This window comes from Rhodoferax ferrireducens T118 (assembly GCF_000013605.1).
Classification (GTDB): domain Bacteria; phylum Pseudomonadota; class Gammaproteobacteria; order Burkholderiales; family Burkholderiaceae_C; genus Rhodoferax; species Rhodoferax ferrireducens.
The window spans coordinates 4683186-4704483 of the sequence record NC_007908.1; the positions used below are offsets into that span (position 1 = coordinate 4683186).

General features: G+C 52.5%; 28 protein-coding genes, 1 tRNA gene and 1 pseudogene. 4 read left to right on the forward strand and 26 right to left on the reverse strand.

From position 1 onward, the window contains the following. Positions 1 to 90: 90 nt before the first annotated feature. Positions 91 to 1365 carry a hypothetical protein gene (locus tag RFER_RS21325; protein ID WP_011466454.1) on the forward strand — a complete coding sequence of 425 codons (1275 nt, stop codon included), beginning with the start codon at positions 91 to 93 and terminating at the stop codon, positions 1363 to 1365. 203 nt (positions 1366 to 1568) lie between these two features. Here RFER_RS21325 and RFER_RS21330 read toward each other — a convergent pair whose 3' ends face one another. Continuing rightward, entirely contained in the window at positions 1569 to 2195 is a 627-nt protein-coding gene (locus RFER_RS21330) for a choice-of-anchor E domain-containing protein (RefSeq protein ID WP_011466455.1), read from the reverse strand. 535 nt (positions 2196 to 2730) lie between these two features. Here RFER_RS21330 and RFER_RS21335 point away from each other — a divergent pair. Both RFER_RS21335 and RFER_RS21340 read left to right on the forward strand, forming a co-directional pair. Next, a complete protein-coding gene (locus RFER_RS21335) occupies positions 2731 to 4731 on the forward strand; it encodes a P-loop NTPase fold protein (RefSeq protein WP_041791095.1) in 2001 nt (666 codons plus the stop codon). 412 nt (positions 4732 to 5143) lie between these two features. Further along, positions 5144 to 5544, forward strand: a pseudogene (locus tag RFER_RS21340) (IS110 family transposase); the annotation flags it as partial. A 34-nt stretch (positions 5545 to 5578) separates the two neighbouring features. On the opposite strand, the gene RFER_RS21345 reads toward RFER_RS21340, so the two are convergent. The 22 genes from RFER_RS21345 to rplN all read right to left on the reverse strand — a co-directional run bounded on the left by RFER_RS21345 (position 5579) and on the right by rplN (position 17512). Further along, the gene (locus tag RFER_RS21345) at positions 5579 to 6061 is read right to left on the reverse strand and encodes a hypothetical protein (protein ID WP_011466458.1); all 483 of its coding nucleotides are present in this window, start codon (positions 6059 to 6061) and stop codon (positions 5579 to 5581) included. Positions 6062 to 6079: 18 nt separating this feature from the next. After that, a complete protein-coding gene (locus tag RFER_RS21350; protein ID WP_166485886.1) occupies positions 6080 to 6676 on the reverse strand; it encodes an SMEK domain-containing protein in 597 nt (198 codons plus the stop codon). Positions 6677 to 6788: 112 nt separating this feature from the next. Beyond that, a complete protein-coding gene (locus tag RFER_RS21355; RefSeq protein ID WP_011466460.1) occupies positions 6789 to 7916 on the reverse strand; it encodes a DUF3800 domain-containing protein in 1128 nt (375 codons plus the stop codon). Between the two features lie 543 nt (positions 7917 to 8459). After that, positions 8460 to 8536, reverse strand: a tRNA-Met gene (locus RFER_RS21360). A gap of 22 nt (positions 8537 to 8558) precedes the next feature. After that, on the reverse strand, positions 8559 to 8957 hold the full coding sequence (gene rplQ / locus RFER_RS21365) for a 50S ribosomal protein L17 (RefSeq protein WP_011466461.1): 399 nt from the start codon (positions 8955 to 8957) through the stop codon (positions 8559 to 8561). A gap of 81 nt (positions 8958 to 9038) precedes the next feature. Next, positions 9039 to 10028: a DNA-directed RNA polymerase subunit alpha gene (locus tag RFER_RS21370; protein WP_011466462.1), complete on the reverse strand. Its 990-nt coding sequence runs from the start codon at positions 10026 to 10028 to the stop codon at positions 9039 to 9041. 117 nt (positions 10029 to 10145) lie between these two features. Continuing rightward, positions 10146 to 10769 (reverse strand): 30S ribosomal protein S4, encoded by a 624-nt coding sequence (gene rpsD / locus RFER_RS21375; protein WP_011466463.1) that lies wholly within the window; start codon positions 10767 to 10769, stop codon positions 10146 to 10148. 95 nt (positions 10770 to 10864) lie between these two features. Then, positions 10865 to 11269: a 30S ribosomal protein S11 gene (gene rpsK, locus RFER_RS21380; protein ID WP_011466464.1), complete on the reverse strand. Its 405-nt coding sequence runs from the start codon at positions 11267 to 11269 to the stop codon at positions 10865 to 10867. A 19-nt stretch (positions 11270 to 11288) separates the two neighbouring features. Next, positions 11289 to 11654, reverse strand: coding sequence for a 30S ribosomal protein S13 (gene rpsM, locus RFER_RS21385; protein ID WP_011466465.1), 366 nt, complete (start codon positions 11652 to 11654; stop codon positions 11289 to 11291). 24 nt (positions 11655 to 11678) lie between these two features. Next, positions 11679 to 11792, reverse strand: coding sequence for a 50S ribosomal protein L36 (gene rpmJ / locus RFER_RS23655; RefSeq protein ID WP_084795560.1), 114 nt, complete (start codon positions 11790 to 11792; stop codon positions 11679 to 11681). A gap of 65 nt (positions 11793 to 11857) precedes the next feature. After that, on the reverse strand, positions 11858 to 12076 hold the full coding sequence (gene infA, locus RFER_RS21390) for a translation initiation factor IF-1 (protein ID WP_007869286.1): 219 nt from the start codon (positions 12074 to 12076) through the stop codon (positions 11858 to 11860). A 14-nt stretch (positions 12077 to 12090) separates the two neighbouring features. Then, positions 12091 to 13401, reverse strand: a complete 1311-nt coding sequence (secY, locus tag RFER_RS21395; protein WP_011466467.1) for a preprotein translocase subunit SecY — start codon at positions 13399 to 13401, stop codon at positions 12091 to 12093. A gap of 24 nt (positions 13402 to 13425) precedes the next feature. Next, positions 13426 to 13857 carry a 50S ribosomal protein L15 gene (rplO, locus tag RFER_RS21400; RefSeq protein ID WP_011466468.1) on the reverse strand — a complete coding sequence of 144 codons (432 nt, stop codon included), beginning with the start codon at positions 13855 to 13857 and terminating at the stop codon, positions 13426 to 13428. Positions 13858 to 13867: 10 nt separating this feature from the next. Next, a complete protein-coding gene (gene rpmD, locus RFER_RS23660; RefSeq protein ID WP_011466469.1) occupies positions 13868 to 14050 on the reverse strand; it encodes a 50S ribosomal protein L30 in 183 nt (60 codons plus the stop codon). A 14-nt stretch (positions 14051 to 14064) separates the two neighbouring features. Continuing rightward, the gene (rpsE, locus tag RFER_RS21405; protein ID WP_011466470.1) at positions 14065 to 14589 is read right to left on the reverse strand and encodes a 30S ribosomal protein S5; all 525 of its coding nucleotides are present in this window, start codon (positions 14587 to 14589) and stop codon (positions 14065 to 14067) included. 17 nt (positions 14590 to 14606) lie between these two features. Next, entirely contained in the window at positions 14607 to 14972 is a 366-nt protein-coding gene (gene rplR, locus RFER_RS21410) for a 50S ribosomal protein L18 (protein ID WP_011466471.1), read from the reverse strand. 11 nt (positions 14973 to 14983) lie between these two features. Beyond that, entirely contained in the window at positions 14984 to 15517 is a 534-nt protein-coding gene (rplF, locus tag RFER_RS21415) for a 50S ribosomal protein L6 (RefSeq protein ID WP_011466472.1), read from the reverse strand. Positions 15518 to 15543: 26 nt separating this feature from the next. After that, positions 15544 to 15939, reverse strand: coding sequence for a 30S ribosomal protein S8 (gene rpsH, locus RFER_RS21420; protein WP_011466473.1), 396 nt, complete (start codon positions 15937 to 15939; stop codon positions 15544 to 15546). Between the two features lie 18 nt (positions 15940 to 15957). Beyond that, entirely contained in the window at positions 15958 to 16263 is a 306-nt protein-coding gene (gene rpsN, locus RFER_RS21425) for a 30S ribosomal protein S14 (protein ID WP_041791105.1), read from the reverse strand. 8 nt (positions 16264 to 16271) lie between these two features. Then, the gene (gene rplE / locus RFER_RS21430) at positions 16272 to 16811 is read right to left on the reverse strand and encodes a 50S ribosomal protein L5 (protein WP_011466475.1); all 540 of its coding nucleotides are present in this window, start codon (positions 16809 to 16811) and stop codon (positions 16272 to 16274) included. Between the two features lie 2 nt (positions 16812 to 16813). Beyond that, positions 16814 to 17134: a 50S ribosomal protein L24 gene (gene rplX / locus RFER_RS21435; RefSeq protein ID WP_011466476.1), complete on the reverse strand. Its 321-nt coding sequence runs from the start codon at positions 17132 to 17134 to the stop codon at positions 16814 to 16816. 9 nt (positions 17135 to 17143) lie between these two features. Beyond that, positions 17144 to 17512, reverse strand: coding sequence for a 50S ribosomal protein L14 (gene rplN, locus RFER_RS21440; RefSeq protein ID WP_011466477.1), 369 nt, complete (start codon positions 17510 to 17512; stop codon positions 17144 to 17146). A gap of 847 nt (positions 17513 to 18359) precedes the next feature. Here rplN and RFER_RS21445 point away from each other — a divergent pair. Further along, positions 18360 to 18782 (forward strand): RNA recognition motif domain-containing protein, encoded by a 423-nt coding sequence (locus RFER_RS21445; RefSeq protein ID WP_011466478.1) that lies wholly within the window; start codon positions 18360 to 18362, stop codon positions 18780 to 18782. A 346-nt stretch (positions 18783 to 19128) separates the two neighbouring features. Here RFER_RS21445 and lptC read toward each other — a convergent pair whose 3' ends face one another. The 3 genes from lptC to RFER_RS21460 are packed head-to-tail and all read right to left on the reverse strand — an operon-like array spanning position 19129 to position 21292. Beyond that, complete coding sequence (lptC, locus tag RFER_RS21450) at positions 19129 to 19746, reverse strand: LPS export ABC transporter periplasmic protein LptC (protein ID WP_244095769.1); 618 nt, start codon at positions 19744 to 19746, stop codon at positions 19129 to 19131. Continuing rightward, complete coding sequence (locus RFER_RS21455) at positions 19734 to 20291, reverse strand: KdsC family phosphatase (protein WP_011466480.1); 558 nt, start codon at positions 20289 to 20291, stop codon at positions 19734 to 19736. Before RFER_RS21455 ends, lptC begins: the two co-directional genes overlap by 13 nt. Next, positions 20291 to 21292, reverse strand: a complete 1002-nt coding sequence (locus RFER_RS21460; RefSeq protein ID WP_011466481.1) for a KpsF/GutQ family sugar-phosphate isomerase — start codon at positions 21290 to 21292, stop codon at positions 20291 to 20293. The genes RFER_RS21455 and RFER_RS21460 overlap by 1 nt, the downstream gene beginning before the upstream one ends. Positions 21293 to 21298: the final 6 nt, after the last annotated feature.

Here is a 21298-nt window from a genome sequence, read left to right on the forward strand (position 1 = left end):
TACCCGGTAACAAAAGCGGACACTCGAATCGGTAGGCGCGCAAGTCTGCGGCTACCGACCAGCTCTATAAACTCATGCTTACAACCATCTATGGACGCGCAAATCACTGACCTCCCTACCCTCATTGCCCGCTATAAGAGCGACTCGGAGTCGGTCTACAACACATGGTTTGTCGGGGGCGAAGCACGGATGAAGGCCTTTCGCTCTATCCGCCTGGGCGTCAGGAACACCGTGTCTGCCATATCTGCTGGCACCTTCGGCAACGACTTCAAGGGTTCTCCGCTCGAGGTCGTATTGGCCGCCATCACCGAGCAAAAACAGGTGTTCGAAGGCGCGGCACACCCCTTCTACTGGAAGCCAAAACTTCGCATCCCTGACATCTACGAAAACGAGGTGAACAAGAAGGCCTTTGGTCTGTTCCTCAACGCCTGCCTGAACGCTACTCAGGAAGGGCAAGTGCTTGCCGAGATGAGCCGGTTGGCCGCTCTGGCCATCAAGGGATTGGGGCCCTCAGTAGCGAGCATCGTCTATTTCCTGCACCCAACGCTGGTCCCGCCGTTCAACACGGCCATCGTCAACGGTTTCAACACGTTGTTTGGCGCCAAGCTTAAGCTCGGAAGCTGGGAGAGCTACTTCGCCATGCGTGAAGCGATGCTGCGCACAAATGAGCAGCACCGCATGCTGCTGTCCAACGACTTGGGCGCACTGGCCGGATTGTTATTCGAAATCGGTTCGAACCGGATTGTGCTTCCCGGTAACGCAGACAGCGTTCTTCACGAGGTCCAGGAAGTCGCTCAAAGGGTTGCCAAGAAGCGGCACGAACAAACCCTTCACGACGCGCAAGAGGCATCGGAGCACACCCAGACCCAGCACGTCCTCATCCGCATCGGCCGGGCGCTTGGCTACGACGTGTTCGTAGCCCGCAATGACCGCAACCGAACCTGTGGCGGAGATAGCTTTGCGATGCTCACCCTGCCAAGACTGCCGGCGCTGGCCCTGCCGGTTGACGTGCGGCAGACCGTTGAGCTCATTGACGTGCTTTGGTTTTCCAAGGGAGGGACGCAACTTGTCTGTGCCTTCGAAGTGGAGCAGAGTACATCCATCTACTCCGGCATCCTGCGCATGAAGGACCTGGCCATGTCCATCCCGGACCAGCAGAGCCATTTCTACCTGGTCGCGCCGGAAGCACGAGAGCAAGAGGTGGTCGCACAAATGTTGCGCCCCGCAATGCAGGGTGGTGGCGATTCATTCCGGCTGGGCTACCTCCCTTCAGGAGAGTTGAGGCAGCAGTGTGACGCGCTGTGCCGCTTTGGCGTGGACCGCTCGGTCTTGCTCAAAATGGCGCGCTCGCACAACCTGACCTAAGGTGCGACCCCGCCCATGAAGCGCGCTTGAACTGACGTCACTCTTATCGTCGTTCGGGCTGTTCACCGAGCCAGTAGTCAGCACACTGCCTAGGCCTCGGCATATACATTCACCAGCAGCAAATGAGTGTCCTGGCAAGAAGGTCAATAGGCCCTAGACACAGCGCCTGACAATCTGCGATCAGGACTTGCGACGGCGCACCGTTAAGCCAATGCAAGGCCAACCAAGGCAAGAGAGCTTGGTTCAGGAACACTGGTCACGGCCGCGTCGTAGGTGTAGACGATGGAGGCGCCACACTGCGCTTGCGCCGAACCAGAAAAACCCACGTTACTGCTCCCGCTGCCCGATGCGCCGGAGACTGCATTGCAGGTCATGACGAAGTTGTCGGACCCCGTGCCGAACCACTCCAGCGAACTAAGAATCGAAGACAGGTCATACACGTTTCCTTGCGCCCCACCGAGCGGGCCAAACGTATGCGTCTCATGAGCCGCAAAATTATAGGTCGTTGGCAAGGTCGAGGTGATCGCGCCCGGCAGGAACGAATTCACGGCGGAAAGTGAACTGCTCAAAGTAACTTGTGTCCCTAGGTTGTAGGAGGCGGATTCAGATACGTCGCTGTTGTTGGTTCCGGTAACAGAGAACACCGTACCGATAGACCAGAAAAGTTGGGCGCCGGTTAAGGCGCCAAGGGTCGTGTCAAACAAGCCAAGGTCGTTGGTCTGCTGAAAACTAGCGGGTGCAAGTGCGTTGGAAAAGCTGAAGCTGACTGTCGAGGCATTCCCCGAAGCCGCAAGAGCGAGTGATATGGCAAGAACGTATAGTCTTTTCACAGTGACTGCTCCATTCGAACTTTGATTTTTTATGAACTATGGCAATAACAAGATATTTTCTTAGTCCGCGCAATATATGTACCATGCGAAAAAATTAACAGAAACTTGATTACTATCAATGGGCGCGTGGATAGCCGGGTCTCACTGGAAGTGTTCCCTGTAAAGTTTTCCGACAACTACTGGTCATGATCTGAATTACCACGCGGGCACAAAGTCAGGCACCGACGGCGGGGTTTTGAAGTGGCCGCAATATCACCCGCTGCAAGAGCTGCCGGCTTAGTGGCCGGTTTCGGACGCGCAGTTTTGATAGTTGATTGTCAGGACCGTGCCCAAAGCGGCCTTAGTGGGTTGTGAAATCGGTATCCGAAAGCCGTCATTCCCAGACGCACCTTGCCAAGCCCAAAAATCCTTACTCAGACTCCAATTGCTACTTCAGGTGCTATTGCTGGCAACCTTCTACGGTCGCAGTTACAAAAAACAGTGTTACGCAGGGTTCTCGCGTCGCGACCATATAACGTCTTCCCAACGACGTGACATGGAAAGCCAACGCCTCAATGCATTCACATGTACGATTGGCGAACCACTTTCTTGGGACTATTCCGCTGTGCAACTTCAAATCGACGACCCCAATCAAGCTCTGCTGCATTTCTTAGACCGCTACTGCTTATGCGATGTATCTCCTGGATACGCTGTGATGCTGAGGGGGCCTTGGGGTAGTGGCAAGACTTGGTTTATAGACCGGTACCAAGACAAACTAAGATCTGAAGGGAAAAGGCCACTGTATGTGAGCCTATTTGGGGTCTCAAAGGCATCGGATATATCAGATCAGTTTTTTGCGCAAATTCATCCCATACTTGGAAATGCAAAAGTCCAGAAGACGTTGGCCTTGGCAAAGAGCTTGCTGAAGGGCACCATCAAAATCGACTGGGATGGGGATGGCAAGGACGATGGGAATTTGCAGATCGCAATGCCCGAGTTGGAAAAGTGGGCGAGCACCGAAGGCGCTATATTGATCTTTGACGATCTGGAGCGGTGCTCAATGCCAATCGAGGACTGTTTAGGGTTCATCAATCAGTTTGTTGAGCACGATGGATATCGTGTTCTTGTATTGGCAAATGAGGAAGCCAAATCTATTGCACGCGATTCAGGTTTTGCAGCTATTAAGGAAAAGGTGATTGGACGAACATTTCAGATAAAACCCAATGCAAACGCCGCATTGACTCATTTCTTGGAGGAGGTTTCCTCGCGCAAAGCTCACGCCATACTAGCTGAACGTAGTGATGACGTATTGGCAGTTTTTCATCGGGCCGAGTATGACAACTTGCGTCAACTCAGGCAGGCAATTTTCGATTTTTCAGATATTTGGGACTGTATACAAACAGATACACTTGGCCAGAAGATTGAGTTTGTACGTCGGCTACTGAATGACGTCTTGACGCTGTCTATCGAACATCGTGCAGGTACTTTGACCGTAAGTGATATGAATGATCTGGGAATGCAAGATTGGTCTAAGTATTTCAATGACAAGGAAAAAAATTCAGACGATACCCCTCTTAGCCTCAAAGAGCTGGCCTTAAACCGACATGGCTTGGATCAAGAACCGGTCCTCGCATTGATGGCTTCGGCGTACGCTGAATTTTTTGGACAAGGTAACTTGTCAGACGCAACTGCAAAAGATTCTCTGGCCAACAGCAACTATCTCGCAAATGAAACGACAGCCTCATGGAGGAGACTTTGGTATCTTCATTCGCTGACCGATGAGGAGTTTCAGGCATTCTCAACTGATGTCTATCGCAGGCTAGTCGCCCTTGACTATGTTTCAGAAGGCGAGTTGTTGCATGCTGTATCAATAATGCTGTCACTTGCTTCGCAAGGACTGATTAAAAAAACGAAAAAAAAGATGGCCGCTATCGCCAAGAAAGTGGTGAGAGATTCTGCGGCAGAAAAGAAAATTGACCCTGGTTCAAGTGGCGACCGTTCGGGGTCATTTAGCGGAGATGGGGCTGCTTTCGGTTTAGGGTTTACAGGTCGTGAAACAAAAGAATTTCAAGATTTTTTTGCATATTACCGACAGCAACAGACTACCGCAAGAATGGACATGGTTCGTCAACGCTCTATTGATTGGATGCCGATGTTGGAAGCTAACCCCGAGCTCTGGTCAAAACATTTGGTGCGAAGCGTCAACGATGAGAGTTGGTTTTCAGAAGACCCCGTATTCGCGTTTGTATCCCCCGATAATTTCGTAGAAATATTATGCAGAGTTCCAACTCCCACGATTGAAAAAGTCCAACGTTCACTTAAAGAACGATATATCCATCCGCATGAATACACAAAGTGGAAGTTGCAAGAACTCCCGTTTTTGCAGAAGGTTTATGCAAAACTGTCAAAAAAAGTTAAATCGCATCGTGGCCCGATCAGCTTGTCAAAGCATTCCTTGAAGACTTGGTTCTTGCCAGGTCTTGAAATGATGATTAGAGATTGGGTGAGCTTTAAAAGCCAACTTGGTAATGCTTCGCAGTCACAAGCGGGCCAGTAGTTGCCATCTATGCTTCAGTCGTGAAATCATTCGATAAGAACAAAGAAGGTTTTTTTCTCAATGGCCCTAATGTATCTCGCCAAACTGGTATCCGATTTGTGGCCGGTCTGCTCTCGGATTTGGTAGGGCTGCAAGCCCACTGACCCGTCACTCACCAATGTCGGCTCATGGTCGTCAAGAGCCAACGGCCACCTCGAATCCCACGCCTTAAACCTGTCGCTGGGACTTCGATTGCATTGGGCTGCTCCACACCAGCCTGCCGTCGCCGGCTTCTGGGTGCCCTTACCCGACGGCCAGATTGTTGAAATGCCAGCCCGATACCAATGGGATGAACGCCCCCGCCTTAGGCGGCACCGTTGTGTGTCAAAGTGGAGTTGCTTAGCAACCCCTTCAGCAAACAGGAGCAACCACTATGAAAGTCTCAACTGTAGGCATCGACCTGGCCAGAATGTTTTCCAGTTGCACGGAGTCAACGAGCTTGGCAAGCCCGTCATGAAGAAACACATACGTCGTGACCAGATGGCAGAGTTTTTCGTCAACCTGCCAGCTTGTTTGATCGGCATGGAAGCCTGTGGTGGAGCGCACTACTGGGCGCGCAAGTTGCATGGCTTTGGCCATACGGTCAAATTGATGGCACCCCAGTTCGTCAAGCCTTATGTCAAGACCAACAAGAATGATGCGGCCGATGCCGAGGCAATCTGCGAGGCGGTAGCCCGACCCAATATGCGCTTTGTGCCAATCAAAGACGTTGAACAACAAAGCGTATTGGCATTGCATACGGTACGCCAGGGCTTCGTGAAAGCTCGCACGGCTCCCCTCGATGGAAGGGGTTGGGCGTCATTGGTCGCTACTCACCGATAAATCCGATGCGAGCAGTTCGCTCGCCATGGGATTTTCCGAAGCCGACCAGAGACTTCTCGAACAGGTGCTTGAAGAATGGTTCAGCACTGGCGAGATCACTCACCTTCACCGTGAACTCTCCATCTTCGCGAATGCTCAGAAGATCCTCGTCGATGCGAATGGCGAACACCACATGCTCATGCGCTGAGAACTGACTGGCGCCAGCATCGAAGTGGATGCGCCAGCAGAAGTGCCAGTAACCGTCTCGATCGACTACAAGCGGCAGCTTTCCGTCAATCGGGACTCTCTTGTCTGTGGGGCTCAGGTTGCCATCGAGTTCGACCTGCTCGATGTCGGCAAGGGGGCATTCGAGGTACGCCGCGTAAGCCTCAATCAGCGCTACGGCGCGGCGACGGCAAAGGCGTTGCTGCTCGAAGAACTGTTGGCTGTACTTCGCGGCCAACGCGGAAAGCTGTTGATAGCGATTCATCGATGCTCCTGTTCGCTGCTATGACGCCCAATGTGATGTAGCCGAGCGCCCATCTTGGCACTCCCATGCTAGACGACAAATATACCGGGATTCCACCCATTGATGGCGAAACCCATCAATGGGTAAGACCCATGCAACCAAGGCTTGCGGACAATTTCGTAAGAAGTTGCCCTCGCAGTACATGCGGTGCCTGACGGCATTGCGACCCACGTAGCCCAATACAATCTTAAGACACTCAATATCGTCATGAGGGTGGATCGAAGAATAGTCCACATGACGACGGACCGTGTCGATGATCACCTGCACCTTTTCTTCATCATCGAAGTCAATGAGCTTGTTGACAAAGAAGCCGGGATCGACCACTTGGCAGTAGCTAAGAACGGCCGCATTTGTTGACGCTTTGCAGAAGCCGAAAATGTAGAGCGCCACGTAGCCGTCCTTCAAGCACTTCCCGCCAGCGTCTTTCTTCTCAAAGGTTGCGATCGTCTCGTTGATCTTTTTGACGTCAGCAAGCGACATGACTTGCACGACAATCCCACCGCTCTTGTCCTCGTCCGCAGCATCAATGGCTGTGAAGTTCAGCCGAATCTGATTCTTGCTCTTGAGGTTCGCAATGCCTAGAGCAGAGACGCATTAGACGCACAGACGACATTCGTTCAGCTCCAAAGAAGTCGTTAACGCTCGAGCTGGCGTCCTGCCGTTGGCGCTCCGCTTGAGCGGCGAGGGGTTAGGCCCCAAGCGGGTGTGTCAGCAGGCGCCGACCTACTAGCTGCATGAACTCACCCATCCCATCGATAAGACTCTGGCCATTCTTCGCACGCGAATGCAGTTCTAGCAGAACCAGAGCATTTCGTTGCACGCGACGATCCCTGAGACTGACTTCGTCGTGATCGGGGATGATGCTGCCATAGTGAGCAATTTTGCCCATCAACGGGCGCCACTTCTCTGTGTGTTCGTCTCGTGCATCCGAGAACGTATAAACAGCTGCCGCAGCAACCGCATCAGCAATCTGAATTCCGTGAGTGGACTTGGAGTCAGAAAAGACCAGAGGTTCCGACAAGTTGAACGTAATAGGATGTCTTTCGCCCATCAAGTCGCTGAAGATTTGTTCGCCGGTTCTGCCAACCATCGCATTAAATATTCCCTGATTCTGCTGCAACGGTTTTGAAGGATCACAGACGGCAGTAAGAACTGGATGCGTCGTCCCCCAATTAGCCAGCAACGTAAAGAGTGCAGAGTTTGTGAGATCGAGCGCCCACTTGCCGACACCTGTATCACCCAGTGACTCCAGCTCTCGGCGAATATCATCTGACCGGTACTGCGCGAACTCTCGAACTTGTGTCAATATTGGTGAGTTTTCCGGATGCGCAGAGGACGAAAAGATGTTCGGTAGTTTGGTCTCGTCTTTGTTTCTGATCAGTTCTTCAAACTCTGCGAATATCTGTTCTGCGCCTGCGCCGCGCGCGACGAATTCCAGATAAAGAATGTTTGCGATGAATCGATGAAAACCAATTCCGTAGAACAGGGAGTTTGCATCCGAATAACATGGTTCAAATATGTATTCATGAAACTTGCATGCTAGAGCAAACTTCTTTTCGGAAATTGAGATCTTTATTCGATCTCCGAATCTGAGCAGTATTTCGTCGATCGCCTTTCTACCTTTGTTGAACTTGACCAGCTTGCTGCCCTTGAGTTCACCGCCTTGAATTCCGTACTTCGCAATCAGTTCGTCGACGAAGATTCTCGCTTCGGCATCGTCAGTTGCTACCGAGGCGTAGGCGAAGAACCGCTGGTCTGGCGCCAAAAGGTTGTTGCCAGTAAAGCCCGACTCATCAAAGTAGATCTTCTGTGCCATGGGCTCTCCGTGTGGAATTCTTGGTGCCTAACGCGACGTAGCCGTGCGCCTATGTTGGCATTCCCAAGCTAGACGACGAAATCGCTTCATTCGACGATTTATTTATTCACAACTATAGCTCAGCGGACCTTGCGCTCGGATATAAGCTCCCGCCCCACTGGAGTCTAACAACTCAGTGCCTGATAGCGGTCATTTGCCAATGACCGCAACTGGTCGGGTCCTGTCGGTCACGTCCGTCAGCTTTGGGGAGCCTCATTGTCATTGTCCTGCGCCCGATAATCCGACGGTCGAAATCTTGGGGTGCAGCATGCACGCGGCTGAATGACGCACAGGCGGATGTGCGTGCTTCAAATTGCTGAGACGACACCCAATGGTCACTGTGATTTTCGCATTTCCCCTTTGGGCACAGCACCGATGGTCAATTCGATGAAGCTTGAAAATGTGATGGGCACCATACGGGCACAGAATGGGCACAATCTGGGCACAAAAGCAAAACGCCCACTGTTAGTGGGCGTTTACTTACGGGGAAAGCCCCGTATCTATTGGTTGCGCGAGTAGGATTTGAACCTACGACCTTTGGGTTATGAGCCCAACGAGCTACCAGGCTGCTCCATCGCGCGATAAAAAGACTATTGTACTCGATTAATCTTCACTTTTCTCGTCAGTAGGTGCCTCTGCCAACTCAGCACGGTCCACCAACTCAACCAAGGCCATGGGAGCATTGTCGCCAACGCGGAACCCCATTTTCAAAATACGGGTATAGCCACCGGGACGGGCCTTGAAGCGGGGGCCCAAGTCGTTAAACAATTTGACGACGCTGTCGCGGTCGCGCAGGCGGTCAAAAGCCAAACGACGGTTGGCAACGGTAGCTTCTTTAGCTAATGTGATCATCGGCTCAACAACACGACGCAGCTCTTTGGCCTTGGGAAGTGTGGTTTTGATGACTTCATGCTCAATGAGCGAGTTCATCATGTTGCGCAGCATTGCCAAGCGATGTTCGCTGGTGCGATTAAGTTTACGTAGTCCGTGTCCGTGACGCATGGTGCTTTCCTTGAGTTATTTAACAGGCAGCCGTATCAGGTACTGCCCGTGGCACAGAGACCCTTTCTAGGCCTCAAAAAATTAACGCTTTTCGAGAGCGGCTGGAGGCCAACTTTCAAGCTTCATGCCTAAAGTCAGACCGCGGGAAGCCAGCACTTCCTTGATTTCATTGAGCGACTTGCGGCCCAGATTTGGCGTCTTCAACAACTCGTTTTCCGTGCGTTGAATCAGGTCGCCAATATAGTAAATATTTTCGGCCTTCAAGCAGTTCGCTGAACGAACCGTGAGCTCAAGCTCATCCACCGGACGCAGCAAAATGGGATCAAACTGCGTGCTACCGCGGGGTGAAGGCGTATCGAACGCGGCTAACTCACTGCCCTCCAACTGTGCAAACACCGCCAATTGCTCAACCAAAATCTTTGCAGAGGCACGAACCGCATCTTCAGCAGAAATAGCACCATTGGTTTCAATATCGACAACTAGCTTGTCGAGATCCGTACGCTGCTCAACACGCGCACTCTCAACCGTATAACTGACGCGCTTTACGGGAGAAAAGGAGGCATCCAAAATGATACGTCCAATAGACTTGGTGGGCTCATCCCCATGCCGACGCATCGTCCCGGGCACATAGCCGCGGCCTTTTTCAACCTTGATTTGCATATCCAGCTTGCCGCCTTGCGACAAGTGTGCGATCACATGATCAGGATTGATGATCTCGACATCATGGGGAGTCTGAATGTCACTGGCCGTAACCAGTCCTTCTCCGTCTTTGCGCAGGCTCAGAGTCACCTCGTCGCGGTTGTGAAGCTTGAACACAACACCTTTGAGATTCAACAAAATATTAACGACATCTTCTTGCACCCCGTCAATAGAGGAATACTCATGCAAGACGCCGGCAATGGTCACTTCAGTGGCGGCATAACCAGGCATTGAGGCCAGCAAGACCCGGCGCAATGCATTGCCGAGCGTATGACCATATCCGCGTTCAAAGGGCTCAAGAGCAACTTTGGCGCGATTGCCACCCATTTGCTCGACATTGATGGCCTTGGGTTTCAATAAACTATTTTGCATGGGAACTCCCTCTCAATACCCCCGGCTCGTTACACCGGTAAGGTTGACGACGCCCCTGGGACGCGGTTGTGTACGTCTCAGGAACAATTTCAAATAAACTCGTGCGGACCCGCGCTATTAACGCGAATACAACTCAACAATCAGTGATTCGTTGACATCAGCGGCAAACTGATCGCGATCAGGAACAGCCTTAAATGTGCCTTCAGCTTTTTCAGCGTTAATCTCAACCCAAGCCGGCATACCGACCTGCTGAGCCAGTTGCAGCGCCTCCACAATACGATTCTGCTTCTTCGACTTGTCGCGAACAGCGATCATATCGCCCGCTTTAACCATGTATGACGGAATGTTGACACTTTTTCCGTTAACGGTCATGGCTTTGTGAGAAACAAGCTGACGTGCTTCAGCACGGGTTGAGCCAAAGCCCATCCGGTACACAACATTGTCAAGACGAGATTCCAAAAGAGACAACAGGTTAGCCCCCGTGTTGCCTTTGCGGCGATCGGCCTCTTCGAAATAACGACGAAACTGCTTCTCCAGAACCCCATACATACGCTTGACCTTTTGCTTCTCACGAAGTTGCAGGCCAAAGTCGGATGTACGTGCGCCCGACGTGCGCCCGTGTTGACCTGGTTTAGAGTCAAATTTAGCCTTGTCTCCAATTGAACGACGTGCGCTCTTTAAAAACAGGTCAGTGCCTTCACGGCGGGATAATTTGGCCTTGGGGCCGAGATAACGTGCCACTTGAACTTCCTTTATGTCATCTGCCGTACATACGCACGGGAGCCACTGGTGCTGGGCCTGTGGCGGTGGGCTTGGTTAAAAAATACGACGCTAAATTAAATACGACGACGTTTCTGCGGGCGGCATCCGTTATGCGGCACCGGCGTCACATCAGCAATCATATTGATGCGAATGCCAAGGGCAGCGAGAGCACGAACTGAAGATTCGCGACCGGGCCCAGGACCCTTGATTTCAACATCAAGATTCTTGACACCCTGCTCAATGGCGGCACGTCCAGCCACCTCTGAAGCCACCTGGGCCGCAAATGGCGTGGACTTGCGGGAACCTTTGAAACCTTGACCACCCGACGACGCCCACGATAAAGCATTACCTTGCCTATCCGTGATAGTGATGATGGTGTTGTTAAACGAAGCATGCACGTGTGCGATGCCGTCCGCAACATTCTTACGAACTTTCTTACGAACACGTTGGGCCGCATTACTGGCGGGAGCTTTTGCCATGGTGATCTTTCAATGCCTGTTATTTCTTCAGTGACTGGGCCGCCTTGCGCGGCCCCTTGCGGGTGCGGGCGTTTGTGCGTGTACGCTGACCACGCATGGGCAAACCGCGACGATGACGGAAACCTCGGTAGCAACCGATGTCCATCAATCGCTTGATGTTCATCGTTGTTTCCCGACGTAAATCACCCTCAATGGTAAATTGCGCCACCTGGTCGCGAATTTTTTCCAGCTCCAAATCGGTCAAATCCTTGACCTTTTTGGAGTAAGCGATGCCACAAGCATCGCAAATTTTGCGAGCGCGGTTGCGACCAACTCCAAATATGGCAGTCAAGCCAATCTCTGAATGCTGTTGCGGCGGAATATTGATGCCAGCGATACGTGCCATTTTCGTCCTCTAAAACTCTTGTAATTAACCTTGACGCTGCTTGTGACGCGGATCGGTACAGATCACGCGCACAACGCCCTTGCGCCGAATTACCTTGCAGTTACGGCAAATTTTCTTGACCGAAGCAGAAACTTTCATTTCGTTTTCCTTAAACAATATTTAATAATTCGACATCACGGCGCACGGCAGAAATATCGCTGCTGCTATTTAGCCCTGAATACAATTCTTGCCCGACTCAAATCGTAAGGCGTCAACTCAACAGTGACCTTATCCCCGGGCAAAATACGAATGTAGTGCATACGCATCTTCCCTGAAATATGCCCGAGCACGACATGGCCGTTTTCAAGCTTCACACGAAAAGTCGCATTGGGCAGGTTTTCGACCACCTCTCCCTGCATCTGAATAACATCGTCTTTTGACATATTTACCAATCGCCTTATGAAGACTTGAAATTAGCCTTCTTCAACAGCGATTCATATTGCTGCGACATCATGTAGTTCTGCACCTGTGCCATGAAATCCATAGTCACAACGACGATGATCAGAAGTGACGTTCCACCGAAGTAGAACGGTACGTTGTACTTCAAGATCAGGAACTCTGGCAACAAACAAACCATTGTGATGTAGATAGCGCCAGCAAAAGTCAGACGAAGCAAAATTTTGTCAATGTATTTGGCGGTATGGTCACCCGGCCGAATACCTGGAATAAATGCGCCACTCTTTTTCAAATTATCAGCAGTTTCACGGCTGTTAAATACAAGTGCCGTATAGAAAAAGCAGAAAAATATAATTGCCGCTGCGTAAAGCATCACGTAGATAGGCTGCCCTGGTGTGAGAGATCCTGCAATGTCTTTCAACCAGCGCATGGACTCACCGGCGCTAAACCAACCCACCACAGTTGCTGGCAGCAAAATAATAGACGAAGCGAAAATCGGCGGGATTACCCCTGCCATATTCAGCTTCAAGGGCAAATGTGACGACTGTCCACCATAAACTTTATTACCGACCTGTCGTCTTGCATAGTTAACCAGGATTTTTCTCTGGCCACGCTCTACAAAAACAACAAAATAGGTAACCAGCGCGACCAAGATCACTATGAAGAGGGCAACAATAATGCTCATCGCCCCTGTTCGAACAAGCTCAAGCAACCCACCGATAGCGTTCGGCAGACCGGCTGCTATACCGCCAAAAATAAGTATAGAAATGCCATTACCCAAACCCCGCTCTGTGATCTGTTCGCCTAACCACATCAGAAATAAGGTACCTGATGTCAAAGTCACGATCGCAGTCATGCGAAATCCAAATCCAGGGGCAATTACCAACCCCGGCGAGCTTTCAAGCGCAATGGCAATCCCCATGGATTGAAACAGTGCCAGACCAAGGGTGCCGTAGCGGGTGTACTGCGTAATCTTGCGCCGACCTGCTTCGCCCTCTTTTTTCAATTGCTCGAATGCAGGCAGCACGTAGGTCAACAACTGCATGATGATCGATGCCGATATATACGGCATGATCCCCAATGCGAACACGGTAAAACGCGACAAAGCCCCGCCCGAGAACATGTTGAACATGCCCAGAATCCCGCCCTGCTGACCCTTGAAGAACTGCGCTAGCTGAACTGGGTCAATACCTGGAACGGGAATATGTGCACCCACTCGGTACACGACCAGGGCAAGCAGCAGAAAGACAAGCCGTCGACGCAAGTCGCCGAATTTGCCATTTTTTGCCAGTTGTGTCGCGTTAGTTGCCACTTGTAATTTCTTTCAAATACAAGCTTACGCGAGACTTCCGCCGGCAGCTTCAATAGCCACCTTGGCGGCCGCTGTTGCACCAATACCAGTTAGTTTCACAGCCTTACTGATTTTGCCCGTCATAATTACTTTTACGACCTTAGCCAGCTCTCCCACCAGGCCAGCTTGCTTCAGGGTAACCAAATCCACCTCACTAGCGCCCAGCTGCTCCAACGCGCTCAAGGTCACCTCGGCATTGAACTTCAGCAATTGAGACTTGAAACCTCGCTTTGGTAGCCGACGCTGCATAGGCATCTGACCCCCCTCGAAACCGACTTTGTGATAGCCACCAGCACGAGACTTTTGACCCTTGTGCCCCCGACCTGCGGTTTTTCCAATGCCGGAGCCGATACCACGACCAACACGACGCTTGTAATGCTTTGCGCCGTCAGCGGGCTTAATGCCATTAAGTTCCATCATCAACCTCTTAGAGCACTTTGATCAAGTAACTGATCTTGTTAATCATCCCACGGACTTCAGGCGTATCAACCAACTCGCTGGTGCTGCGAATCTTTCGAAGGCCAAGTCCACGAACAGTGGCTCGATGCGATTCTTGGCACCCAATCGGGCTACGAATCAGCTGAACTTTGATTGTTTGTTGTGTTGTCATTTTGAGACGCTTGCCTATACAAAAAGTTCTTCAATCGTCTTGCCACGTTTAGCGGCAACTTCAGACGGAGTCCTGTCATGGGACAGCGCATCAAGCGTTGCACGAACCATGTTGTAGGGGTTGGTCGAACCATGACTTTTAGCCACAATATCGGTAATACCAATAACCTCAAAGACGGCACGCATCGGGCCACCAGCAATGATGCCCGTGCCCTTTGGCGCTGGCGCCATCATGACAGAAGCGGCACCGTGCTGACCCATCACTTTGTGATGAATCGACCCGTTCTTGAGCGTTATCTTGGTCATGTTTCGACGGGCTTCTTCCATCGCCTTTTGCACGGCCGCAGGGACTTCTTTTGATTTGCCCTTGCCCATGCCAACGCTACCATCACCATCGCCCACCACTGTCAAAGCGGCGAAACCTAGAATTCGCCCCCCTTTGACAACTTTGGTAACGCGATTAATCGCAATCATTTTCTCGCGCAGGCCATCTTCAGGCCCTACGGCCTTACCCTGCATTTTCGCTTGAACTTTAGCCATCTTAATTTCCGATCTGCTTAGAACTGCAAGCCTGCTTCACGTGCTGCATCTGCCAGCGCCTTGACGCGGCCATGGTACGCAAAGCCTGCACGATCAAACGCAACTTTTTCAACACCAACCGCCTTGGCTTTTTCAGCCAGACGCTTGCCAATAGCTTGGGCAGCGGCAACGTTGCCGCCTTTACCCGAACCGCCCAACGCTTTGCGCACTTCGGCTTCTGCCGTGGATGCACTTGCCAATACCTTGACGCCGTCGCCAGAAATGACGCTGGCATAAATATGCAGGTTTGTACGATTTACCGTCAGACGGGCAACACCTTGAGTGGCGATCCGAATCCGGGTTTGACGCGCCCTGCGAAGACGCTGCTCTTTTTTGGTCAACATGCTGCAGCTCCTTATTTCTTCTTGGTTTCTTTGATCGTGATTTTTTCGTCCGAATAACGGATACCCTTGCCTTTGTAGGGCTCAGGTGGACGAATCGCACGAATCTCGGCAGCCACCTGGCCTACGCGCTGGCGGTCTGCACCCTTGATCACGATTTCAGTGGGGGTCGGGGTCGCGACAGTGATGCCAGCTGGCATGTCTTTATTGACCGGGTGGGAATATCCCACAGTGAGATTCAGCTTTGCACCTTGCGCCTGGGCCTTGTAACCCACACCAACAAGATTCAACTTCTTCTCAAAACCTTTGGTCACACCGACCACCATGTTGTTCACCAGCTGACGCATGGTGCCACTCATGGCGTTTGCTTCGCGAGAGTCGTTGGCAGGCTGAAAACTCAGCGCGCCAGCGTCGCTGCTCACTTTGACCAACGCGTTTTGCGTCAAGAATAAACTTCCACCAGCGCCTTTGACACTGATCTGGTCATCCTTGACCAACACATCCACGCCAGCCGGAACGGCGACGGGCATTTTTCCTATACGGGACATTTTCTATTTCTCCTCAATGTCACGCTTTAGGCGACGTAGCACAACACTTCACCACCGACACCGGTAGCGCGCGCTTTGCGATCAGTCATGACGCCCTTGGGGGTTGTGACTATTGCCACACCGAGGCCGTTCTGGACTTGGGGGATGGCATCACTGCCACGGTAAACACGCAAGCCGGGACGGCTAACGCGCTCAATACGCTCAATCACAGGACGCCCGGCGTAATATTTCAAAACAATTTCAAGCTCAGGTTTGCCGTCATTGGCATTAACCTTGAAGCTATCGATATAACCTTCTTCCGTCAAAACTTGCGCAATTGCGACCTTCACTTTTGAAGAAGGAACACTCACAGTAGTTTTTGCCACCATTTGCGCATTGCGGATGCGTGTCAACAGGTCGGCGATGGGATCACTCATGCTCATATCTATGTCTCCTACCGCTTACCAGCTGGCCTTGACTATGCCGGGAATTTCCCCTGCAAAAGCCATTTCACGAATTTTTGCACGCGCCAAACCAAAATGCTGGAACGTACCACGAGGGCGCCCGGTGATTGCGCAGCGGTTACGCTGGCGAGTCGGGTTCGCATTGCGGGGGAGCTTTTGCAAACCCAGACGAGCAGCAGCGCGCTCTTCATCGCTGCGTTTCACATCGCCTGCAATTGCCTTGAATTCCGCGTGTTTTTTCGCGTATTTAGCGACCAGGTTGTCGCGCTTCAGCTCGCGCTGGATTAAAGCCATTTTAGCCACGGGTCACCTCAGTTTTTGAACGGGAAACGGAAACCGGTGAGCAGCGCCTTGCACTCTTCGTCGGTTTTGGCCGTTGTGGTGATGCTGATATTGAGACCACGCAAGGCATCAACCTTATCGTATTCAATTTCAGGGAAGATGATCTGCTCTTTAACGCCGATGTTGTAGTTGCCACGGCCATCAAACGCACGACCGGAAATACCCCGAAAGTCACGAACACGCGGCAAAGCCACAGTCACAAAGCGGTCCAGAAACTCAAACATCTGAACGCCGCGCAGCGTAACCATACAGCCAATCGCCTGATTCTCACGAATCTTGAAGCCGGCAATGGCCTTCTTGGACATGGTGACCACCGGCTTCTGACCTGCAATCTTGCCAAGGTCGCTGACTGCGTGATCCATGACTTTTTTGTCGGCCACGGCCTCACTGACACCCATGTTCAGGGTGATCTTGGTAAGACGCGGAACCTGCATTGGAGATGTGTAGCCGAACTTGGCCATCAACTCCGGCGCTAATTTTTCGCGAAAATGTTGTTGCAAACGAGCCATGTTTATGCCACCTTGATTTCTTCGCCGCTGGACTTGTAAACGCGAACACGTTTGCCGTCAGCGGCCAGCTTGATACCAACCCGATCAGCCTTACCGGTAGCAACATTGAAAATGGCTACGTTAGACTGATGAATCGGCATGGACTTTTCAACGATGCCGCCAACCGTACCCTTGAGAGGATTTGGCTTGGTATGCTTTTTGACTACATTGATACCCTCGACGAGCACATAGGAGTCATCTTTGCGCAAGGCAATTTTGCCGCGCTTCCCCTTGTCGCGCCCGGTGAGCACGATAATGTCATCGCCTTTGCGAATCTTGTTCATGGCGCGTCCTTACAAAACTTCAGGAGCCAAAGACACGATCTTCATGAACTTCTCAGTGCGCAACTCACGCGTCACTGGGCCGAAGATACGGGTGCCGATTGGCTCTAATTTGGCGTTCAGCAACACTGCTGCGTTGCCGTCGAATTTGACCAGCGAGCCGTCACTACGACGGATGCCCTTGGCCGTACGAACCACTACTGCACTGTAGATCTCGCCTTTTTTGACGCGACCACGTGGAGCGGCTTCTTTAATACTGACTTTGATGACGTCGCCAACGCTTGCATAGCGACGCTTGGACCCACCGAGCACCTTGATGCACAGGACGGACTTTGCGCCGGTATTGTCGGCAACTTCTAATCGAGATTCAACTTGGATCATTTCAATTATTCCCAACTTGCACTAATTAGCGTCAATTCACCAGCACTCAGGCCAGCGATTTGCCGTTTCTTAGTCAGTCTTGGGCCTGTCGGCGGTGATGTGAACCACTCACATCACGTTCGTTAGGCAGACACTTCATACTTTTTCAAGCGAAGCCTGCAATTATGCATGGGGTTTTCTGGATCGTCAACACTATTTCGACTATTTTCACGAAAAACTGGTTTTAAGCCCCTGCAGGTGATGCAAACCAGTTCATAACGTCTGTCAGACAGCACGATTGACCGCAAAAGGCGAACTGGGCCAGTGTGGTCGATTGCGGCCTAGTATCAAGTCGATTCAACAACAGCCGCGCTAGTAGGGGCTATTGGCAAAGTGCGACCTGCTTGACGTCCGCGACGCACAAAGCCTTCAAGGCATCGCTTGCTCAGAGGCTTTGTTGTAAAGCCACTTGTTGGGAGAGCCTGCGCTGAGAATTCAGTAGCCTTCTTAAGAGCGGTGGCTTCACGCCGCAACACTGTCGAAGACGCCTGGAGCTGTCACCCGGTTAGGCATGCCAAATTCCAAGGTCAATCGCTGGCACATCGCACGTCGGAGGGATAGTGTTCAACCAAGGTGACGAAGCACCCGCAGTTGACGCTGGAATGCTACTTTTGACATTTTTCGTAAAATATTTGTCAACTATTTGTTTTTTGCAGCATAATTGCATGGTATTGCCAAAAAAGGCTTTACAAGTTTGCGGTGTTTAGTCAGTTTCGCGTCTGCTTTAAGTCTTCATTCGTTTGTTGATTGCGTGGTAATAGCGGTTTTGGACTCCATCGCGTTTTGAGTTATTTTGAGGAGTCCTTTCATGGGCAACAAACTTTACGTGGGCAACCTGCCCTACACTTTCCGTGACGAAGACCTGCAGCAAGCATTTGCCGCACACGGTACCGTCACTAGCGCCAAGGTCATGATGGAACGTGACACCGGCCGCTCCAAGGGCTTCGGCTTTGTGGAAATGGGCAGCGACGCTGAGGCACAAGCTGCTATCAACGGCATGAACGGTCAACAATACGGTGGCCGTGGCCTCGTGGTGAACGAAGCCCGTCCGATGGAGGCCCGTCCTCCCCGCACTGGTGGTGGCGGCTTCGGTGGTGGCGCTGGCGGCGGCGGTTACGGCGGCGGCGCTGGTCGTAGCGGTGGTGGTGGCGGTTACGGCGGCGGCGCTGGCGGCGGCGCAGGCCGTAGCGGCGGCGGTGGCGGTTACGGCGGTGGCCGCAGCAGCTATTAAACACTCGACTGGCATTACGCCAACCGAAAATTAAAGGGCCCATGTGGCCCTTTTTTATTTCGCCGTCACTCAGCTTGGTCAAGCCGCCGCTCACACCTGCGGATTGCTTGGTCTTCGGGGTCGCCCGGTAAACGCATTGTTGGCATGAATACATCCGCCATATAGATTTGATAGCAAGTTGAGCTTATTTGACGGGGGCTGACACATGATTTGGTCTTATCAGCGCGGCGCGCACTAAAACGAGCGAATTGCCGATCTGGTCGTCGCGCCGAAGCCGGCGCCTGGCCATTACCGCTGGACGTGCTCGATGATGAACACGAGCTGGACATGCCAGCTTCCAATCTATTTATCTGGCAGCGGCAGGCACGAGTGTTCCCTTGACGCGTCCTTTGAGTTCCATCACACGCTTGAGGTTGTCAAAGTCCATCGCATCAGCGGTAAATTTGTCGTTTCCACGTGTCAGTTCCACCGGCTTGTGCGACTTGACACGTTCAGTATCCATAAATGCATGCAAAAACTCGCCTCGAAACTCCATTCGTGGCTGAACTTGCCCCGCCTTGTCTGCCATCGGCTGGCGCACCACATGCGCCTCTCCAAATAGCTGCACTTCAGAAGCGTCAGCATTGGCGACTGCGCGTTTCGCGGTTGCTGTAGTCAGGCCACCCTCTTCGCTGAATGAGCGGATGCTCACGAGATCAATTTCCAGTGTTTCTGAGTCCGGAAAGTGGCGGGCGTCGGTCCCGAGCACTTCGCTTTTAAGCCGCCCCGCATCGTCAAACGATTTCACCGAAAACTTGCGCATGAAGTAATCTGGCTCATGCCGCACCTGAGCCTCCAGCCCGTGTGATATCAGCAGCGGCGTGCTTCTAACCAGCCAGTAGGTTCCCAACGCCAGCACGCCCATGAGGATAACGGGCAGGTAAAGCGATAATCGGTCCCCTAACACACGCATTAGATTAGCCACTGACGGTCTTCCTCCAGCAATGAGACGTACCTGCCGCTTGCCATCATCAGTAGATCACACAACTCTCTTGCCGCTCCTTCGCCACCTCTGGCGCGGGTGACGTAATGTGCCACTGCCGTAACCTCCGCGTGAGCATTACACGGCGCGCAAGCCAGTGCACAACGCTGCATTACGGCAAGGTCCGGCCAGTCATCCCCCATTGCCGCAGCCTGGCTCCAGTTCAAACCCAAGACGCTGAGCGTGTGTTCGGCGGCCGGGCGCTTGTCCTCGGTGCCATAGTGCACATGTTCAATACCCAAAGCTGTCAACCGCAGACGCAAGGGTTTTGAATCGCGCCCGGTGATCACAGCCGGGACAATGCCGGCGCGTTGCAGTAGCTTGAGCCCATGCCCATCAAGCGTATTAAAGCGTTTGATGGTCTCACCTTGCTCGGTGAAATACAGGCCACCATCAGTCAGGACGCCGTCTACATCAAAGAAAACGACACGAATGCCCTGCGCCTGCAGTAGCAACTCGGGCGAAAAATTCAGCGCAACAGACATCATCAGATCACCTTTGCTCGCATCAGGTCATTGCTGTTGAGCGCGCCGCAAAGCTGACCCGACGCATCCACCACCAACACGCTGGTAATACAACGCAATTCCATCATTTCCGCAGCTTCTACCGCCAGAGCATCGCGGGCGATGGTGCTGGGATTCGGGTGCATCACCTCAGCGGCGGTCGTGCTGCGCAAGTCAATGCCCTGCTCCACCAGGCGACGCAAGTCGCCATCGGTGAAGATTCCCAGCACGTTCATATGATCATCCACAACAGCGGTAGCACCCAGACCCTTGACGCTCATCTCCCGCATCAAGTCGCTGAAACTTGCGTGCGGCCCGACGTGGGGAACGGCATCGCCCGAACGCATCACGTCACTGACATGCGTGAGCAGCTTACGGCCCAATGCGCCACCGGGGTGAGAGCGGGCGAAGTCCTCAGCCTTGAAACCACGTGCATCCAGCAGCGCCACCGCCAGCGCGTCACCCAACGCGAGCTGCGCAGTCGTACTGGCAGTTGGTGCCAGATTCAAGGGGCAGGCTTCTTTCTCAACCCCACAATCGAGAAAAACATCCGCATGACGGGCCAAAGTAGAACCGGCATGGCCCGTCATGGCAATCAGGGGTGCACCCAGGCGCTTGAGTACCGGCAAAATCGCCGTCAGTTCCTCAGATTCCCCACTGTTTGAAATGGCCAACACCAAATCAACGGACTTGATCATGCCCAGATCGCCATGGCTGGCCTCTGCGGGATGCACAAACATGGCAGGTGTACCGGTGGATGCCAAGGTTGCGGCGATCTTGCGACCAATATGCCCACTCTTGCCCATACCCATGACCACCACGCGGCCACGCACGTCAAGCACCATGGTCACGACGCGGGCGAACGATTCACCCAAATTTTGCTTCAGGCCCAGCACGGCGGCGGCTTCAATATCTAGTGTGTCGCGGGCCAGGCGCAACGCCCGCTCCGCCTGGGGTGTTGAAGACTGGGTGTGTTGAAGTGTCATGACGAC

What these genes read in the sequence shown, in the direction of transcription:
- rpmJ (WP_084795560.1), bottom strand. Translation starts at nt 11,792, where the DNA reads ATGAAAGTTTCTGCTTCGGTCAAGAAAATTTGCCGTAACTGCAAGGTA.
- rplR (WP_011466471.1), bottom strand. Translation starts at nt 14,972, where the DNA reads ATGTTGACCAAAAAAGAGCAGCGTCTTCGCAGGGCGCGTCAAACCCGG.
- rplQ (WP_011466461.1), bottom strand. Translation starts at nt 8,957, where the DNA reads ATGCGTCACGGACACGGACTACGTAAACTTAATCGCACCAGCGAACAT.
- rplE (WP_011466475.1), bottom strand. Translation starts at nt 16,811, where the DNA reads ATGGCTCGTTTGCAACAACATTTTCGCGAAAAATTAGCGCCGGAGTTG.
- RFER_RS21370 (WP_011466462.1), bottom strand. Translation starts at nt 10,028, where the DNA reads ATGCAAAATAGTTTATTGAAACCCAAGGCCATCAATGTCGAGCAAATG.
- rpmD (WP_011466469.1), bottom strand. Translation starts at nt 14,050, where the DNA reads ATGACAACACAACAAACAATCAAAGTTCAGCTGATTCGTAGCCCGATT.
- rplO (WP_011466468.1), bottom strand. Translation starts at nt 13,857, where the DNA reads ATGGAACTTAATGGCATTAAGCCCGCTGACGGCGCAAAGCATTACAAG.
- rplX (WP_011466476.1), bottom strand. Translation starts at nt 17,134, where the DNA reads ATGAACAAGATTCGCAAAGGCGATGACATTATCGTGCTCACCGGGCGC.
- rpsH (WP_011466473.1), bottom strand. Translation starts at nt 15,939, where the DNA reads ATGAGCATGAGTGATCCCATCGCCGACCTGTTGACACGCATCCGCAAT.
- RFER_RS21455 (WP_011466480.1), bottom strand. Translation starts at nt 20,291, where the DNA reads ATGATGTCTGTTGCGCTGAATTTTTCGCCCGAGTTGCTACTGCAGGCG.
- RFER_RS21460 (WP_011466481.1), bottom strand. Translation starts at nt 21,292, where the DNA reads ATGACACTTCAACACACCCAGTCTTCAACACCCCAGGCGGAGCGGGCG.
- RFER_RS21345 (WP_011466458.1), bottom strand. Translation starts at nt 6,061, where the DNA reads ATGAATCGCTATCAACAGCTTTCCGCGTTGGCCGCGAAGTACAGCCAA.
- rpsK (WP_011466464.1), bottom strand. Translation starts at nt 11,269, where the DNA reads ATGGCAAAAGCTCCCGCCAGTAATGCGGCCCAACGTGTTCGTAAGAAA.
- rplN (WP_011466477.1), bottom strand. Translation starts at nt 17,512, where the DNA reads ATGATCCAAGTTGAATCTCGATTAGAAGTTGCCGACAATACCGGCGCA.
- RFER_RS21355 (WP_011466460.1), bottom strand. Translation starts at nt 7,916, where the DNA reads ATGGCACAGAAGATCTACTTTGATGAGTCGGGCTTTACTGGCAACAAC.
- rpsE (WP_011466470.1), bottom strand. Translation starts at nt 14,589, where the DNA reads ATGGCTAAAGTTCAAGCGAAAATGCAGGGTAAGGCCGTAGGGCCTGAA.
- RFER_RS21325 (WP_011466454.1), top strand. Translation starts at nt 91, where the DNA reads ATGGACGCGCAAATCACTGACCTCCCTACCCTCATTGCCCGCTATAAG.
- RFER_RS21445 (WP_011466478.1), top strand. Translation starts at nt 18,360, where the DNA reads ATGGGCAACAAACTTTACGTGGGCAACCTGCCCTACACTTTCCGTGAC.
- RFER_RS21335 (WP_041791095.1), top strand. Translation starts at nt 2,731, where the DNA reads ATGGAAAGCCAACGCCTCAATGCATTCACATGTACGATTGGCGAACCA.
- rpsM (WP_011466465.1), bottom strand. Translation starts at nt 11,654, where the DNA reads ATGGCACGTATCGCTGGCATCAATATTCCGCCGCAACAGCATTCAGAG.
- rplF (WP_011466472.1), bottom strand. Translation starts at nt 15,517, where the DNA reads ATGTCCCGTATAGGAAAAATGCCCGTCGCCGTTCCGGCTGGCGTGGAT.
- infA (WP_007869286.1), bottom strand. Translation starts at nt 12,076, where the DNA reads ATGTCAAAAGACGATGTTATTCAGATGCAGGGAGAGGTGGTCGAAAAC.